Below are 14372 nucleotides of genomic sequence, written 5' to 3'. Positions count from 1 at the left end.
CGCACCATGCAGCTTCGCGCTGAAGGCCTGGCCGCCCACCTGGCCAAAGGCCTGGCACGCATTTACACCGTCCATGGCGACGAGCCACTGCTCGCGCAGGAGGCGGCCGACCAGGTCCGCGCCGCCGCGCGCGTGCAGGGCTTTGGCGAGCGGCAGATCTTCATCGTCAGCGGCGCCTATTTCGACTGGGCGCCGGTGCTGGCCGCCGCGCAGGCGATGAGCCTGTTTGCCGAACGCCAGTTCATCGAGATCCGCATCCCGAACGGCAAGCCCGGCAAGGACGGCTCCGAGGCCCTGCAGCGCTATGCGCAGGCGGCGCCGGATGACGTGCTGACCCTCGTCACACTGCCGCGCCTGGACAAGACACAGCTCAGCAGCGCCTGGTTCACGGCGCTGGACGGCCAGGGCGTGTCCGTCCGCGTCGAGCCGGTCGAGCGCCGCATGCTGCCGGCCTGGCTGGCGCAGCGGCTCAAGGCCCAGGGCCAGTCCGTGCCCGAGGGCGAGGACGGCCAGCGCGCACTGGCCTTCTTCGCCGACCGCGTCGAGGGCAACCTGCTGGCCGCCCACCAGGAGCTGCAAAAGCTCGCGCTGCTGCACCCCAAGGGCGAGCTGACGCTGGCCCACATCGAGGCGGCCGTGCTGGACGTGGCGCGCTTCGATGTCTTCAAGCTCAGCGAGGCCGTGCTGTCGGGCGCCGTGCCGCGCCTGCTGCGCATGCTCGACGGCCTGGAGGCCGAGGGCGAGGCGGCCGTGCTGGTGCACTGGACGCTGGCCGAGGACGCCCGGGCCCTGGCCCGCGTGCGCGGCGCGCTGGACGCCGGCAAGCCGCTGCCGCTGGCGCTGCGCGAGGCGCGCGTGTGGGGCGCCAAGGAGCGGTTGATCGAGCGCATCGCGCCGCGTCTCGACGCGACCCAGGCCGGCGTCCTCGTGCAGGCCGCGCAGGTGTGCGACGGGCTCGTCAAGGGCCTGCGCCACCCCGACTGGCCCAGCGATCCCTGGGCCGCGCTGCGCCGCCTCGCGCTGATGCTGGCCGAAGCCGCAGGCGCCAAAACCGGGGCAGTCCTCACGGTCCGCTGAGGCGGGTTCGGCTATCGTCAGGTGCCCCGCCCAGCCGCCATGACGCCCCTCCGCCCACTCGCCGTCCTGACCATCGCGCTGAGCCCCGTCGCGGCGCTGGCCGTGCCGGTCACCGTGCAGCTCAACGATGCCGGCGGCCGGCCTTTGCCCGGGGCCGCCGTCGCCATCGAGGTGAAAGGGCGCACCGGCAAGGCGACGGCCAAGGCCGAGATGGGCCAGCGTGACCGCCAGTTCACGCCGCAGTTGCTCATCGTGCAGACCGGCACGGCGGTGAGCTTCCCGAACTTCGACACCGTGCGGCACCACGTCTACTCGATCTCGCCGATCAAGGTCATCGACATCAAGCTCTACACCGGCACGCCGACGGAGCCCATCGTCTTCGACAAGCCCGGCGTCGCCGCCTTGGGCTGCAACATCCACGACCGCATGAGCGCGCACATCGTCGTCGTCGACACGCCGACCTTCGCTCGCACCGACGACAAGGGCCAGGCCACGTTCGACCTCCCCGCGGGCGAGCATGCCGTCAAGGCCTGGCGGCCGGGCCAGAAGTCGGCCACGCTGCAAACCCTCAAGCTCGATGCAGCGGGCGGCACGAGCGTGCTGACGCTGGAGTGACGGCGATGCGCCTGCCGGCCTGGCTGAACCCGCGCCGCCTGGAAGGCCGCATCGTCGGCCTGTTCCTGGCGCTGCTGCTGGTCGTGCAGCTGGTCAGCTTCGGCGCCATCCACGCCAGCATCACCCACAACGCGCAGGACTCGCTGGCCGCCGAGCTGCGCACCGGCGAGCGTGTGCTGCGCCGCCTGCTCGACCAGCGCGCCGGCAAGCTGCACGATGCGGCCGAACTGCTGGCCAAGGACTACGGCTTTCGCACCACCATCGGCCTGTCACTGGCCGAGGCGGGCACCGTCGAGACCATCAAGGACGCACTGTCCAACCAGGGCGAGCGCATCGGCGCCTCGGTCGTCGCCTACTTCGACGACCAGCTGCACCTCGTGGCCGCCACGCGCGACGGCGCGGCCTCGTTCGGGGCGACGCTGCAGCAGCTCGTCAACCGCCAGGACGGCACCGCGCTGGCCGTGCTCGGCGACCAGGTCTACCAGGTCGTGGCCGTGCAGGTGCGCACGCCGCAGCCGGTCGGCTGGGTGCTGATGGGCTTCGCGCTGAACCGCGAGGTGCTGGACGACCTCAAGGCGCTGTCGGAGCTGCAGAGCGTCGTGCTGATGCAGCCGCCGGGCCAACCCTGGTCCGGCATCGTGGCCAACCTCGACAAGGAGGCCGCCGGCGCGCTGCAGGCCGGCCTGGGCACCGCGGCGCCCGCCGGCGGCGTGCTGGCGCTGGCCGGCGAACGCATGGGCGCGCGCTTCGTGCCGCTGCTGGACGGCGAGCAGCGCCTGGGCGTGCTGCTGCTGCGCTCGCTGGACGCGGCGCTGGCGCCCTACCAGCAGCTGCAGCTGGTGCTGCTGGGCCTGACGCTGCTGGGCGTGGCGGTCTTCGCCCTCGTCAGCGTGCTGCTGGCGCGCGGCATCAGCGGGCCCATCACGCTGCTGTCGGCCTCGGCGCGGCGGCTGGAGCGCGGCGACTACGACACGCCGGTGCCGTCGACCTCGCGCCTGGCTGAGGTGCACAAGCTGGCCGTGGCGCTGGAGAGCATGCGCGAGGGCATCCGCCGCCGCGACGCGCTGGTCAACAACCTCGCCTACGTCGACCCACTGACGCTGCTGCCCAACCGCGCCCGCTTCGCCGAGTTCCTGCACCACCACCTCGTCAACAGCGACACGCCCGGCGCCGTGCTGATGCTGGACCTGGACCGCTTCAAGCACGTCAACGACGTGCTGGGCCATGACGTCGGCGACCGGCTGCTGCAGAGCGTGGCCGAGCGGCTGCGGGGGCTGTGCGCGCCGGCCCACTCGGTGCTGGCGCGGCTGTCGGGCGACGAGTTCGCCATCCTGCTGGCGCACACCGACGCGCGCGATGCCAGCGAGGCGGCGCTGGCCATCCTGAAGGACTTCGAGAACCCGCTGCACATCGACAACGAGACCATCGACCTCGGCGCCGGCATCGGCATCGCGCTGTTCCCCGACCACGGCCGCGAGGTCGGCGTGCTGCTCGGCCGCGCGGAGCTGGCCATGTATGCGGCCAAGACCCGCCAGTGCGGCAGCCTCATCTATCACGCGCAGCTGGACGCCGGCAGCCAGGAGTCGCTGTCGCTGCTGACCGAGCTGCGCCATGCCGTCGAGAAGGAGGAGCTGCGCCTGTTCCTGCAGCCCAAGGTCGACCTGCAGCGCGGCCGCGTCATCGGCGCGGAGGCACTGGTGCGCTGGCAGCATCCGCGGCGCGGCCTGGTGCCGCCGATGCAGTTCATCCCGTTCGCCGAGCAGACCGGCTTCATCCGCATGCTCAGCGCCTGGGTGCTGTCGGGCGCGGCCAAGTTCGCGCGCGAGGCGCTGGACGCGGGCCTGTCGCTGCGCCTGTCGGTCAACCTCTCGACCCGCGACCTGATGGACCAGGACCTGCCGGCCAAGATCGAGGCGCTGCTGGCGCCGCGCGAGGTGCCGCCAGCCGCGCTGTGCCTGGAGATCACCGAGAGCGCGATCATGGACGACCCGGAGCGCGCGCTGTCCACGCTGGAGCAGCTGCACGCGATGGGCCTGAAGCTGTCCATCGACGACTTCGGCACCGGCTACTCGTCGCTGGCCTACCTGAAGCGGCTGCCGGTGGACGAGCTGAAGATCGACAAGAGCTTCGTCATGGCCATGGAGCGCGACCTGGACGACGCGCGCATCGTGCGCTCGACCATCGAGCTGGCCCACAACCTGGGCCTCAGCGTCGTCGCCGAAGGCCTGGAGACGGCCAAGGCCTGGGCCATGCTGGCCCGGCTGGGCTGCGACGAGGGCCAGGGCTACTTCATCTGCAAGCCCATGCCGCAGGAGCAGTTCATCGCCTGGGCCGCCGCCTGGCAGCCGCCGGACATCTCGACGCTGTCGGCCGAGAGCGCGATGGCCAGGCTGGGCTGAACCGCCTGCAGGCCGGGTCGGCTGGTTCAGCCGTCCTTGTCTTCCAGCGCCTCGCACAACGCCGTCAATCCGGCCGTCACCGTCTGCGCCCGCACCGCACGGCGGTCGCCGCTGAAGTGCTCGCGCCAGACCTGCGCCGGCCGGCCGGCGTGCACCAGCGCCAGCCACACGGTGCCGACCGGCTTGGCCTCGCTGCCGCCGGTCGGCCCGGCGATGCCGGTGACCGACAACGCCCAGTCGATGGGTGCATGCGCGAGCAGCCCGCGGGCCATGTGCTCGGCCACCTCGGCGCTGACGGCGCCATGCAGCGCGATCAGCCCTTTGGGCACGCCCAGCAGCTCGGCCTTGGCCTCATTGCTGTAGCTGACGACGCCGCGCTCGAACCACTGGCTGGAACCGGCCAGGCTGGTGCAGGCGGCGGCGATGAGGCCGCCGGTGCAGCTCTCCGCCGTGCCGATGCGCTCGCGCCGCTGCATCAGCGCCACGGCGATGCGGTCTATCAGTTCGGTGTCGTCAGCAAACATGGCTCTTCACCCCAGCAGCGCGCGGTAAAGCGCGATGACGGCAAGCGTACAACCGGCCGCCACGAAGTCGTCGAACAGGATGCCGAAGCCCTGCCCCCAGGTGACGCGGCCACCGCGCTCGCCCTTGAAGAGCCGGTCCGCCCAGCCCACCGGCCCGGGCTTGGCGGCGTCGAAGAAGCGGAACAGGCCAAAGGCGACGATTTGGCCGACAACACCCGCCGGTGCGATCAGCCACAGCACCAGCCAGAAGGCGAGCACCTCGTCCCAGACGATGGCCCCCGGGTCCGGCGTGTGCATGTCGCGCGCGGTGCGCGTGCAGGCCCACCAACCCACCAGCGTGCCCACGCCGATCAGCAACGCCCAGCCGCGGTCATCCAGCCAGGGTGAGAGCACCCACCAGGCCAGCCAGGCCCACAACGTGCCGACGGTGCCGGGCGCCTTCGGGCTCAGGCCACTGCCGAAGCCCAGCGCGAGCCAGCGCGCCGGGTGGCGCAGCATGAAGGCCGGCGTCGGTCGGACGGGCGCGCCGTTCATGCCTTGAAATGGTCGAAGCTGCGCAGGCCGTGGGCGACCGCTGCGCCTTGGGCATCGACGACACGCAGGCCACGCTCAAGCTCGATGACGCCGATGCGGGTCAGCTCGACGCCGACGTCGGGCAGGCGCGCAGCGGCGGGCGCGGTGAAGACCAGCTCGTAGTCGTCGCCGCCTGCCAGCAGGCATTCGCGCTGCAGGGCGGCCGGCTGCGCGGCGAGCAAGGCGCTGCGCGGCAGCGCATCGACGTCCAGCCTGGCGCCCACGCCCGACGCGGCCAGGATGTGGCCGAGGTCGCCGAGCAGGCCGTCCGACACGTCGATGGCCGCGGTCGCGATGCCGCGCAGCGCCTGGCCCAGCGACAGCCGCGGCGTGGGGCTTTCCATCGCCGCGCGCGCCGCCTCGAAGCCGCCCGCGTCCAGCGCCAGCGTGCCGCGGAAGACCTCCAGCGCCAGCCGCGCATCGCCCAGCCGCCCCGACACCCAGATGGCGTCTCCCACCCGCGCGCCGCTGCGCAGCAGCGCGGCGCCCGCCGGCGCTTCGCCGAAAACGGTGATGCAGATGTTCAGTGGCCCTTGCGTGGTGTCGCCGCCGATCAGCGGGCAGCGGTGCGCGTCCGCCAGGGCCAGCAAACCGCGCGAGAAACCGGCCAGCCAGGCTTCGTCGACACGCGGCAGGGCGAGCGCCAATGTGAAGCCTCGCGGCGTCGCGCCGCAGGCCGCCAGGTCGCTCAGGTTGACGGCCAAGGCCTTGTGCCCGAGCCGCGCGGGATCGACCGTCGACAGGAAGTGCCGGCCCTCCACCAGCATGTCGCTGGACACCAGCCAGCGCGCGCCGGGCGTGGGCACGAGGACGGCGCAGTCGTCGCCCACGCCCACCTCCACGCCGTTTGCCAAGTCCATCGCGGGACGCATGAAGTAGCGCCGGATCAGATCGAATTCGCCCATGCGGGGATTGTCCGACGTGTGGACATCCGCAGCGCCCGGTGCCGGGTTGAGGTGGCATGATTCCCACCCCGCCGCCGGCCCTTGCTCGTCCCGCCATGCACAGTCCAGAAGAAAAACGCGCCCAACTCCGCCAGGCCGCACTCGAATATCACGAGTTCCCGACCCCGGGCAAGATCGCGATCGCGGCGACCAAGCAGCTCGTCAACCAGCGCGACCTGGCACTGGCCTATTCGCCCGGCGTCGCCGCAGCCTGCGAAGAAATCGTCGCCGACCCGGCCAACGCCTTCCGCTACACCTCGCGCGGCAACCTGGTCGCCGTGGTCTCCAACGGCACCGCCGTGCTGGGCCTGGGCAACATCGGCCCGCTGGCCTCCAAGCCGGTCATGGAAGGTAAGGGCGTGCTGTTCAAGAAGTTCGCCGGCATCGACGTCTTCGACCTCGAAGTGGCCGAGAACGACCTCGACAAGCTGGTCGACTGCATCGCCGCGCTGGAGCCGACGTTCGGCGGCATCAACCTCGAGGACATCAAGGCGCCGGACTGCTTCTACGTCGAGCGCAAGCTGCGCGAGCGCATGAAGATCCCCGTCTTCCACGACGACCAGCACGGCACCGCCATCGTCGTCGGCGCGGCCTTCCTGAACGGCCTGAAGGTCGTCGGCAAGGACGTGAAGGACGTCAAGCTGGTCACCTCGGGCGCAGGTGCTGCGGCGCTCGCCTGCCTGGGCCTGCTCGTCAAGCTGGGCCTGCCGCGCGAGAACATCTTCGTGACCGACCTCGCCGGCGTCGTCTACGAGGGCCGCACCGAGCTGATGGACCCGGACAAGGCCGAGTACGCGCAGAAGACCGAGGCGCGCTCGCTGCGCGAGGTCATACAAGGCGCCGACGTGTTCCTGGGCCTGTCCGCCGGCGGCGTGCTGAAGGCCGACATGGTGGCCACGATGGCCGCCAAGCCGCTGATCTTCGCGCTGGCCAACCCCACGCCGGAGATCCTGCCGGAGGAAGTCCAGGCCGTGCGTGGCGACGCCATCATGGCCACCGGCCGCACGGACTACCCCAACCAGGTCAACAACGTCCTGTGCTTCCCCTACATCTTCCGCGGCGCGCTGGACTCGGGCGCCACGACCATCAACATCGAGATGGAGATCGCCGCCGTCCACGCCATCGCTGACCTGGCCCAGGCCGAGCAGAGCGAAGTGGTCGCCGCGGCCTACGTCGGCGCGACGCTGAGCTTCGGGCCGGAGTACCTGATTCCCAAGCCCTTCGACCCGCGGCTGATGATGCGCATCGCGCCGGCCGTGGCCAAGGCCGCCGCCGACTCGGGCGTCGCCGCCCGCCCCATCCAGGACTGGGACGCCTACCGCGAAAAGCTGCAGAGCTTCGTCTATGCCTCGGGCAACACGATGAAGCCGATCTTCACCGCCGCGAAGGCCGCGCCCAACAAGCGCGTGGCCTATGCCGAGGGCGAGGAGGAGCGCATCCTGCGCGCGGCGCAGGTCGTCGTCGACGAAGGCCTGGCCCGCCCGACGCTGATCGGCCGTCCGGCCGTCATCGCCGAGCGCGCCGAACGCTTCGGCCTGCGCCTGCAGCAGGGGCGCGACTACGACGTCGTCAACGTCGAGCATGACGACCGCTACCGCGACTACTGGCAGACCTACCTGCGCATGACCGAGCGCAAGGGCGTGACCCAGCAGCTCGCCAAGATCGAGCTGCGCCGCCGCCTGACGCTGATCAGCGCGATGCTGCTGCACAAGGGCGAGGTCGACGGCATGCTGTGCGGCACCTGGGGCACGACCGCCACCCACCTGCACTACATCGACCAGGTCATCGGCAAGCGGGCGGGCGTGAAGACGTACGCCTGCATGAACGGCCTGATCCTTCCGGGCCGCCAGGTCATGCTGGTCGACACCCACGTCAACTACGACCCCAGCGCCGAGCAACTGGCCGAGATCACCATCCTGGCCGCGCAGGAGATGTGCCGCTTCGGCTTGACGCCCAAGGCCGCGCTGCTGTCGCACAGCAACTTCGGCACCAGCGACAAGCCTTCGGCCATCAAGATGCGCGACACGCTGGCGCTGATCCAGCAACTCGCACCCTGGCTGGAAGTCGATGGCGAGATGCACGGCGACACCGCGCTCGACCCCGCCTACCGCAAGCAGCTGATGCCGCACAGCCCGCTGACCGGCGAAGCCAACCTGCTGGTGCTGCCCAACATCGACGCCGCCAACATCTCCTACAACCTGCTGAAGACGGCCGCTGGCGGCGGCATTGCCATCGGCCCGGTGCTGCTCGGCGCGGCCAAGCCGGTGCACATCCTGACCCCCTCGGCCACCGTGCGCCGCATCGTCAACATGACGGCGCTGACCGTCGCCGATGCCAACGCCGCGCGCGTCTAAGGCCTTGCGCGGAACGGGGGAAGCCGGTCTGAGCGGCCCGGACTCCCCCAATTGACATAAGTTTTCACGCCCCGCTGGGCGACACGAAGCTGTCATCAACCGAGCACTGACAAGTACTTGGCGGCGTGTGAGCGCCGGCTCACATACCCCTGCTCCAAGCTCCGGCGCCCGGGCCCGGCTTGAGCTTTTGGGGTCGCTTCGGTACCATATCGGTTTTCTGAACAGGGTAAACCCGTGTTTTTGCTCTCGTGGCTGGCGCGCTCCGGCGCCTCGACGGTCACCACCGCCCTGCTGCTTTCCGGCCTCGCCGGGGGCGTGCAAGCCAAGGAAGCACCCACCGCAACGCCCGCTCTGGCTGAAATTTCGCTGAGCGAGCTGCCCGTCCAGGCCCAGGAAACCCACCGGCTCGTCCACGCTGGCGGCCCGTTTCCTTACGCCAAGGACGGCGTGGTGTTCGGCAATCGCGAACGGCTGCTGCCCCGCAAGGCGCGCGGCTTCTATCGCGAGTACACGGTCAAGACCCCTGGCGCGCGCACCCGGGGCGCCCGCCGCCTCATCTGCGGCGGCACGCCCCCCACGACGCCCGAAGTTTGTTATTACACCGACGATCACTATGCCAGCTTCAAGCGCGTACGCGCTCTAGCGGCCCGGTGAAGGTCGAGGTGAGCTGTTTTGTGACTTGAAAGGAGGAACGCGACCATGCTTTTGCAGACCGTCCGTCCCAATATCGTGCAGGCCATACGGGCCTACCGGGTCGAGGACTTGATGCAGGCCGCTCAAGAGGCAGGCCAGCATTTCCTGTACGCCAACCTGTCGGAGGCGCAGTCCAAGCAGGACGTGCTCGATGGCATCGCGCAGGCCTTCCTGTTCCCGGCGCATTTCGGCAAGAACCTGGACGCCCTGCATGACTGCATGACCGACCTCGTCCACAAGGCCGGCAGCCAGCCGGGCTTTGTCGTGGTGCTGGAGCAGTTGCCAGACAACGTGCGCTTCGACCGTGAGGCACGCGAGCAGCTGCTCGATGTCTTCCGGGACACGGCCGACTACTGGGCCGATAGAAAGATACCCTTCCGGTGTTTCTATTCTTTTCAGTAGCCCGCTCCCAAGAAAACGGGTCATGGGAGCGGGCTGCTGAGGTGGCCCCGGTGATTGAGAAGCCCGCGCCGAAAAGCGCGAAGACGATCGGCAACCCCAACTTCGGCATGAACATGCCGATGATGTGCAGTGCCTTCGACACGTCGATGTGGCTCAACGCAGCCTGATGCGCTGACGCACGACACGAGAACGGGACCCGCGGGTCCCGTTTTTCATTTCTGCGCCGGCACTTCCAGCGCCAGCGCGATGAACTCGGCGACCGGCACCTCCTCGGCGCGGCGCTGCAGGTCGAAGTCGCCTTGGTAGCCGCGCTCGGCCAGCCAGCGGCCCAGGCTGTGGCGCAGCAGCTTGCGGCGCTGCGAGAAGGCGCTGGTGACGAGCGCGCCCAGCAGCGCCGGGTCCAGCCCAGGCGGAGCTTGCAGCGGCTGCATGCGCACGATGGCCGAGTCCACGCGGGGCGGCGGATCGAACGCCTCGGGCGGCACGTCCAGCACCGACTCGATGTCGTAGCGCCACTGCAGCATCACCGACAGTCGCCCGTAGTCCTTGCCGCCGGGTGCGGCGGCCATGCGGTCGACGACTTCCTTTTGCAGCATGAAGTGCTGGTCGACGACGTCGTCCACCGCATCCAGCAGGTGGAAGAGGATAGGCGTCGAGATGTTGTAGGGCAGGTTGCCGACGACACGCAGCTTCGCGCCCTTGGCCGCGGCCAGTTCGCGGAAGTCGACCTTGAGCACATCCGACTCGATCACCTCGACGTCGTCCCGCTTGCGCAGCCGCGCCGCCAGGTCGCGGTCCAGCTCGATCACGGTCAGCGGCTTGTGCCTGGCCAGCAGCGGCAGCGTCATCGCGCCCAGGCCGGGGCCGATCTCGACCAGCGTCTGGCCAGGCTGCGGGTCGATCAGGTCGACGATGGCCTCGATCAGCGCCTTGTCGGTCAGGAAATGCTGCCCAAACCGCTTTCTGGGAATGTGCGACTTCACGCAGCGTGGTCCAAGCCAGGCGGCCGCAGCTTCGCCGCCCCTCCAGCGGCTGCCGTGGAACCGGCTTGGCCGGGCCACTCGCAGCGCCCCCGTGGGGGGGCGGCCGAAGGCCGTAGGGGAGGAGTCAATCCAGCCATTCGCGGACTTCGACGAAGGCCTTGGTCCGCAGATCCTTAACCCACTCCTGGTAGGCCTCGTCGTACTTCTGCTCGCGCAGCGCCGCACGGGCCTGGTCGCGCAGCTGCTTCATCTCGACCTCGACGGTGCGGCGCTCCAGCACCTGGATGAGGTGGACGCCGAAGCGCGACATGACGGGCGCGGAGATGCCGTTCAGCGGCAAGGCGTTCATGGCCTCCTCGAACTCCGGCACGAAGCCGCCGGCGCCCATCCAGCCGAGATCGCCGCCGGCTTCGGCGCTGCCGTCCTCGGAATTGGCCTTGGCGATCTGCTCGAACTTGGCCTGGCCGGTCTCGATCTGGCGCTTGTACTCGGCCAGGCGGCGCGCGGCGACCTCGGCGGTGAGCTGGGCCGACGGACGCAGCAGGATGTGGCGGGCATGCGTCTGCATGCTCTGCGTCAGGGATGCGGCGCCCTGGCGCTCGACGACCTTGAGGATGTGGAAGCCCGCGCCGCTGCGCAGCAGCTGCGGTACGACCTGGCCGCTCTTCAGGTCCTTGACGGCCGCGACGAAGATGTCAGGCAGGCGGTCGGCCGGGCGCATGCCGATCTCGCCGCCGCGCGCCTTGTTGCTGTCCTCCGAGACCTCGCGCGCCACCTTGCCGAAGTCCTCGCCGCCCTTGATGCGGGCCAGCGCAGCTTCGGCACGCGCGCGGCGCTCCTCGACGACGCTCGCCGGCGCGCCGTCGGGCACGGGCACCAGCACCTGGGCCAGGTTGATCTGGCCGCCCTGCTCCAGCGCGGCGCGCTTCTTGTCGAGGTAGGCGTCGATCTCGGCATCGGTGATCTTGATGCGGCCCTGCACTTCGCGCTCGCGCACGCGCTCGGTCATCATCTGGTCGCGCAGGTTCTCGCGGAAGCTCTTGTAGTCGGTGCCGTCGGCGCGCAGGCGCTCGCGCAGCTGCGCCATGGTCAGCTTGTTCTGCGCGGCGACGTTGGCGACCACGCGGTCCAGCTCGGCCTCGTCGATCTTGCTGCCGTTCTCGCGCGCATAGGTCACCAGCACACGGTCTTCGATCAGCGCCTCCAGCGCCTGCTTGCGCAGGCCGGCCGTCTCGGGCATGACCTCGCCGCGCTGGCGGGCCTCCTGGCGCAGTTTTTCGGTGCGCTGGACGACCTCGCTGGCAGCGACCACGTCCTGGTTGACGACGGCGGCGATGTAGTCCCCCGGCTGCAGCGTGGGCGTCTGGGCCGAGACGTGAAGGGCGGCAAGGGCCAGAACAAGGGGAACGAAGCGATGCATCATGGTAGGAAGTCTGAACTCGGTGAGCGGTCGGAGCTCAGCCTGCGGTAACCGGGCACATTGTCCTTCAAGACCTTCAGGGCATTGGAGCCCAGCTGTGACAGGCCCACGAGCTCCAGTTGCAGCATGAAACGGGTGTTCGTCTCGGCGCGGCCGGTGGACAGGCGCTCCAGGCCGAAACGCAGCACCCAGCAGCCGGCGTCGTATTCGAACCCGGCGACCGAGTCGGTCAGGCGCTTGTCGCGCAGCGAGTACTGCACGCGGCCGGCGCTGTACCAGGCGCCGCTGCAGGTCGCCCGGCTGTCGGCACCGCGCGAGGTGACCGGCTGGCCGTAGATGGGCCATTGCCAGGCGAGTTCGACCTGCTCGCTCTGCGCCCGCGCGAGCCGGTAGGCGACGCTGACCGTCCGGTAAGGCCCGGGCGAATAGCGCGCCCGCACGACCGAGCGCACCGAGCGACCGGTCTCGGGGTTGAACTCCAGCGTGCTGTCGGCCCACCAGCGCTCGTCCAGGTGGGCGGCCGCAGCCAGCAGGAGGTCGGAGAAGCGCTGCGTGACCGGCTGGCCATCGGGCGTGATGCGCTGGTCGCGGAACAGAAAGCGCTGCACCGCACCGACGCGCAGCATCTCCTCGCCGTTGGCCGCGCTGACCCAGCGGCTGGTCGCGCCGGCGCTGACCGCATGCAGGTCCGACACCCGGTCCACGCCCGAGAAGGGGTTGTCGGTGTAGATGGAGTCGAAGTTGAAATCCTTGCCCGCGGCGTCGAAGTTGGGCAGGTTGGTCTGGTCACGGAACGGCGTGTTGACGTACAGCACGCGCGGCTCCAGGCTCTGGCGCATGGCGCGGCCGAAAAGCTTGGTGTCGCGCTCGAAGACCCAGCCGTGGTCGATGCTGAACGTCGGGATGACGCGGCTCATGCGGCGGCGGCCATCGTCCTGCGGGCGCTCCAGGTCGTAAGCGGCCGCGTTGACCGACAGGCGCGGGATCAGCCACCAGGCCTCGCCGCCCACCGGCGCGGACACATGGCCCAGCGCATGCACGCGTTGGCCGCCGAGCGGCTGGCCGGGCCGGGCCGAACCCGGCAGGTCGAAACGGTTGTATTCCAGCTCCAGCCCGCCCTCCAGCCGCGCCTTGCGGCCCCAGGGGCGGAAGCTGTCCAGCACGGCCTCGTCGGCCGCCGTCGTCACGCGGATGCCGATCTGCGGGCTGCGCTGGTAGGGTGAGTCGAACTGCGCGAGCGGGTCGGTGCCTTGCAGCGTCTGCCAGTGCTGCAACCGGGCATAGGTGTCGATGACGCCCCAGGACAGCTCGCGCTGGCGGTTCAGCGTGAAGTCGCTGGCCAGCAGGCGCGGCGTCTGGCTCTCGACGCGGCGCGACAAGTCCTTCCAGTAGTCGTCGTCGGAGACGCGCTCGCTTTTCAGCCGGTAGCGCCAGTCGCCGAGGTGGCCGTCGTTGTTGAGCTTGAGCGCCCAGCGCGACTGGCCGAAGACGCGGTCGCTGGGCAGCAGGTCGACATTGATGCGGCCGGCGTGGCCGGGCTCCAGGTAGCGGAACTCGCCGTCCACGCCGACGCCGCGCTTGGTCATCACGAACGGCGTCAGCGTCGCATCGCGCTGCGGCGCGATGTTCCAGTAGTAGGGCACGCCGAACTCGAAGCCGCTGCGGTTGTCCAGCGAGATGTTCGGCGGCAGCCAGCCGGATTTGCGCGCCGAGCTCAACGGGAAGCTCAAAGACGGCGCAGCCAGGATGGGCACGCCCAGGAAGCGCAGCACCGCGCCCTCGGCCTCGCCCTCGTTGGCGGCCAGGTCCAGGCGCAGTTCCCTGGCCGTGATCTGCCAGGCCGGCTCGCGGTTGTCGACGACCGGGCAGCTGCTGTAGCTGCCGTCGGTGGCGCTCAGGTGCTCGCTGTCCTGGAACTTGATGACCTGGGCCTTGCCGGCGCCGCCGGTCGCGGCGAGGAAGAAGCTGGGCGTCAGGAACTCACCCTCGAAGCGGCTCACATAGAGCTGCAGCAGCGGACCGGTGAAGACGTTGCCGTTGTGGTTGATGCGCACCTGGCCCTCGGCCCGGGCGAAGTCTTCCGCGATGCGGTAGTTGAGCTTGTCGGCATTCAGCAGCACCTCGCCGTAGCGCAGCTCGACGCCGTCGGTGGCCTCGGCCTGCTGGTCGGCCTGCACCGTCACCTTGGCGCCGCTGATGACCAGGGCCGGCTTGGCGTTCGACTTGGCCGTCGGCCCCAGCACGCGGCTGCTGCGCAGCGGCAGCGTGTCCTCCGGCGCAGCCGGCTGTGCGCAGGCCTGGCCCCAGGCGCACAGGGCCAGGGCGATCAAGGTGGACAGCGGGGCGGGGTGGGGCGGGTGGAGCGAGCGCGGCACGGGCGGCGGGACA

At 70.0% G+C, this 14372-nt stretch carries 12 protein-coding genes; 6 read left to right on the top strand and 6 right to left on the bottom strand.

Translation table 11 applies throughout. The features are described 5' to 3' along the window. Positions 1–6 precede the first annotated feature (6 nt). Genes holA through ASD35_RS01130 form a run of 3 tightly spaced genes read left to right on the top strand, consistent with a single transcriptional unit; the run spans position 7 to position 4091 of the window. Positions 7–1077: a DNA polymerase III subunit delta gene (gene holA / locus ASD35_RS01140; protein ID WP_056873069.1), complete on the top strand. Its 1071-nt coding sequence runs from the start codon at positions 7–9 to the stop codon at positions 1075–1077. Between the two features lie 39 nt (positions 1078–1116). Continuing rightward, the gene (locus ASD35_RS01135) at positions 1117–1692 is read left to right on the top strand and encodes a methylamine utilization protein (protein ID WP_056873068.1); all 576 of its coding nucleotides are present in this window, start codon (positions 1117–1119) and stop codon (positions 1690–1692) included. Positions 1693–1697: 5 nt separating this feature from the next. Next, positions 1698–4091 (top strand): bifunctional diguanylate cyclase/phosphodiesterase, encoded by a 2394-nt coding sequence (locus ASD35_RS01130; protein ID WP_056873067.1) that lies wholly within the window; start codon positions 1698–1700, stop codon positions 4089–4091. A gap of 26 nt (positions 4092–4117) precedes the next feature. Here ASD35_RS01130 and ASD35_RS01125 read toward each other — a convergent pair whose 3' ends face one another. From ASD35_RS01125 to thiL, 3 genes are read right to left on the bottom strand one after another with little or no spacing between them, the layout of a single operon-like run. Further along, a complete protein-coding gene (locus ASD35_RS01125; RefSeq protein WP_056873066.1) occupies positions 4118–4615 on the bottom strand; it encodes a CinA family protein in 498 nt (165 codons plus the stop codon). A gap of 6 nt (positions 4616–4621) precedes the next feature. After that, positions 4622–5149 carry a phosphatidylglycerophosphatase A gene (locus tag ASD35_RS01120; RefSeq protein WP_056873065.1) on the bottom strand — a complete coding sequence of 176 codons (528 nt, stop codon included), beginning with the start codon at positions 5147–5149 and terminating at the stop codon, positions 4622–4624. Beyond that, the gene (thiL, locus tag ASD35_RS01115; protein WP_056873064.1) at positions 5146–6093 is read right to left on the bottom strand and encodes a thiamine-phosphate kinase; all 948 of its coding nucleotides are present in this window, start codon (positions 6091–6093) and stop codon (positions 5146–5148) included. Before thiL ends, ASD35_RS01120 begins: the two co-directional genes overlap by 4 nt. Positions 6094–6188: 95 nt before the next feature. Between thiL and ASD35_RS01110 the strand changes: the two genes are divergently transcribed. From ASD35_RS01110 to ASD35_RS01100, 3 genes are all read left to right on the top strand, one after another. Further along, entirely contained in the window at positions 6189–8486 is a 2298-nt protein-coding gene (locus tag ASD35_RS01110) for an NADP-dependent malic enzyme (protein ID WP_056873063.1), read from the top strand. 234 nt (positions 8487–8720) lie between these two features. Continuing rightward, on the top strand, positions 8721–9140 hold the full coding sequence (locus tag ASD35_RS01105) for a ribonuclease domain-containing protein (protein ID WP_056873062.1): 420 nt from the start codon (positions 8721–8723) through the stop codon (positions 9138–9140). A gap of 45 nt (positions 9141–9185) precedes the next feature. Continuing rightward, positions 9186–9581, top strand: coding sequence for a barstar family protein (locus ASD35_RS01100; protein ID WP_056873061.1), 396 nt, complete (start codon positions 9186–9188; stop codon positions 9579–9581). 212 nt (positions 9582–9793) lie between these two features. Here ASD35_RS01100 and rsmA read toward each other — a convergent pair whose 3' ends face one another. The 3 genes from rsmA to ASD35_RS01085 all read right to left on the bottom strand — a co-directional run bounded on the left by rsmA (position 9794) and on the right by ASD35_RS01085 (position 14359). Further along, on the bottom strand, positions 9794–10564 hold the full coding sequence (rsmA, locus tag ASD35_RS01095) for a 16S rRNA (adenine(1518)-N(6)/adenine(1519)-N(6))-dimethyltransferase RsmA (protein ID WP_056873060.1): 771 nt from the start codon (positions 10562–10564) through the stop codon (positions 9794–9796). A gap of 124 nt (positions 10565–10688) precedes the next feature. Further along, a complete protein-coding gene (locus ASD35_RS01090) occupies positions 10689–11987 on the bottom strand; it encodes a peptidylprolyl isomerase (protein WP_056873059.1) in 1299 nt (432 codons plus the stop codon). Further along, positions 11984–14359, bottom strand: a complete 2376-nt coding sequence (locus ASD35_RS01085; RefSeq protein ID WP_056873058.1) for an LPS-assembly protein LptD — start codon at positions 14357–14359, stop codon at positions 11984–11986. Before ASD35_RS01085 ends, ASD35_RS01090 begins: the two co-directional genes overlap by 4 nt. Positions 14360–14372 lie beyond the last annotated feature (13 nt).

Source organism: Pelomonas sp. Root1444, assembly GCF_001426885.1.
Classification (GTDB): Bacteria; Pseudomonadota; Gammaproteobacteria; order Burkholderiales; family Burkholderiaceae_C; genus Pelomonas.
This window is presented reverse-complemented; position numbering and strand designations above follow the sequence as displayed.

Excerpts from the sequence above, each read along its gene's own strand:
- holA (WP_056873069.1), top strand. The coding sequence starts at position 7 with ATGCAGCTTCGCGCTGAAGGCCTGGCCGCCCACCTGGCCAAAGGCCTG.
- ASD35_RS01135 (WP_056873068.1), top strand. The coding sequence starts at position 1,117 with ATGACGCCCCTCCGCCCACTCGCCGTCCTGACCATCGCGCTGAGCCCC.
- ASD35_RS01130 (WP_056873067.1), top strand. The coding sequence starts at position 1,698 with ATGCGCCTGCCGGCCTGGCTGAACCCGCGCCGCCTGGAAGGCCGCATC.
- ASD35_RS01125 (WP_056873066.1), bottom strand. The coding sequence starts at position 4,615 with ATGTTTGCTGACGACACCGAACTGATAGACCGCATCGCCGTGGCGCTG.
- ASD35_RS01120 (WP_056873065.1), bottom strand. The coding sequence starts at position 5,149 with ATGAACGGCGCGCCCGTCCGACCGACGCCGGCCTTCATGCTGCGCCAC.
- thiL (WP_056873064.1), bottom strand. The coding sequence starts at position 6,093 with ATGGGCGAATTCGATCTGATCCGGCGCTACTTCATGCGTCCCGCGATG.
- ASD35_RS01110 (WP_056873063.1), top strand. The coding sequence starts at position 6,189 with ATGCACAGTCCAGAAGAAAAACGCGCCCAACTCCGCCAGGCCGCACTC.
- ASD35_RS01100 (WP_056873061.1), top strand. The coding sequence starts at position 9,186 with ATGCTTTTGCAGACCGTCCGTCCCAATATCGTGCAGGCCATACGGGCC.
- ASD35_RS01090 (WP_056873059.1), bottom strand. The coding sequence starts at position 11,987 with ATGATGCATCGCTTCGTTCCCCTTGTTCTGGCCCTTGCCGCCCTTCAC.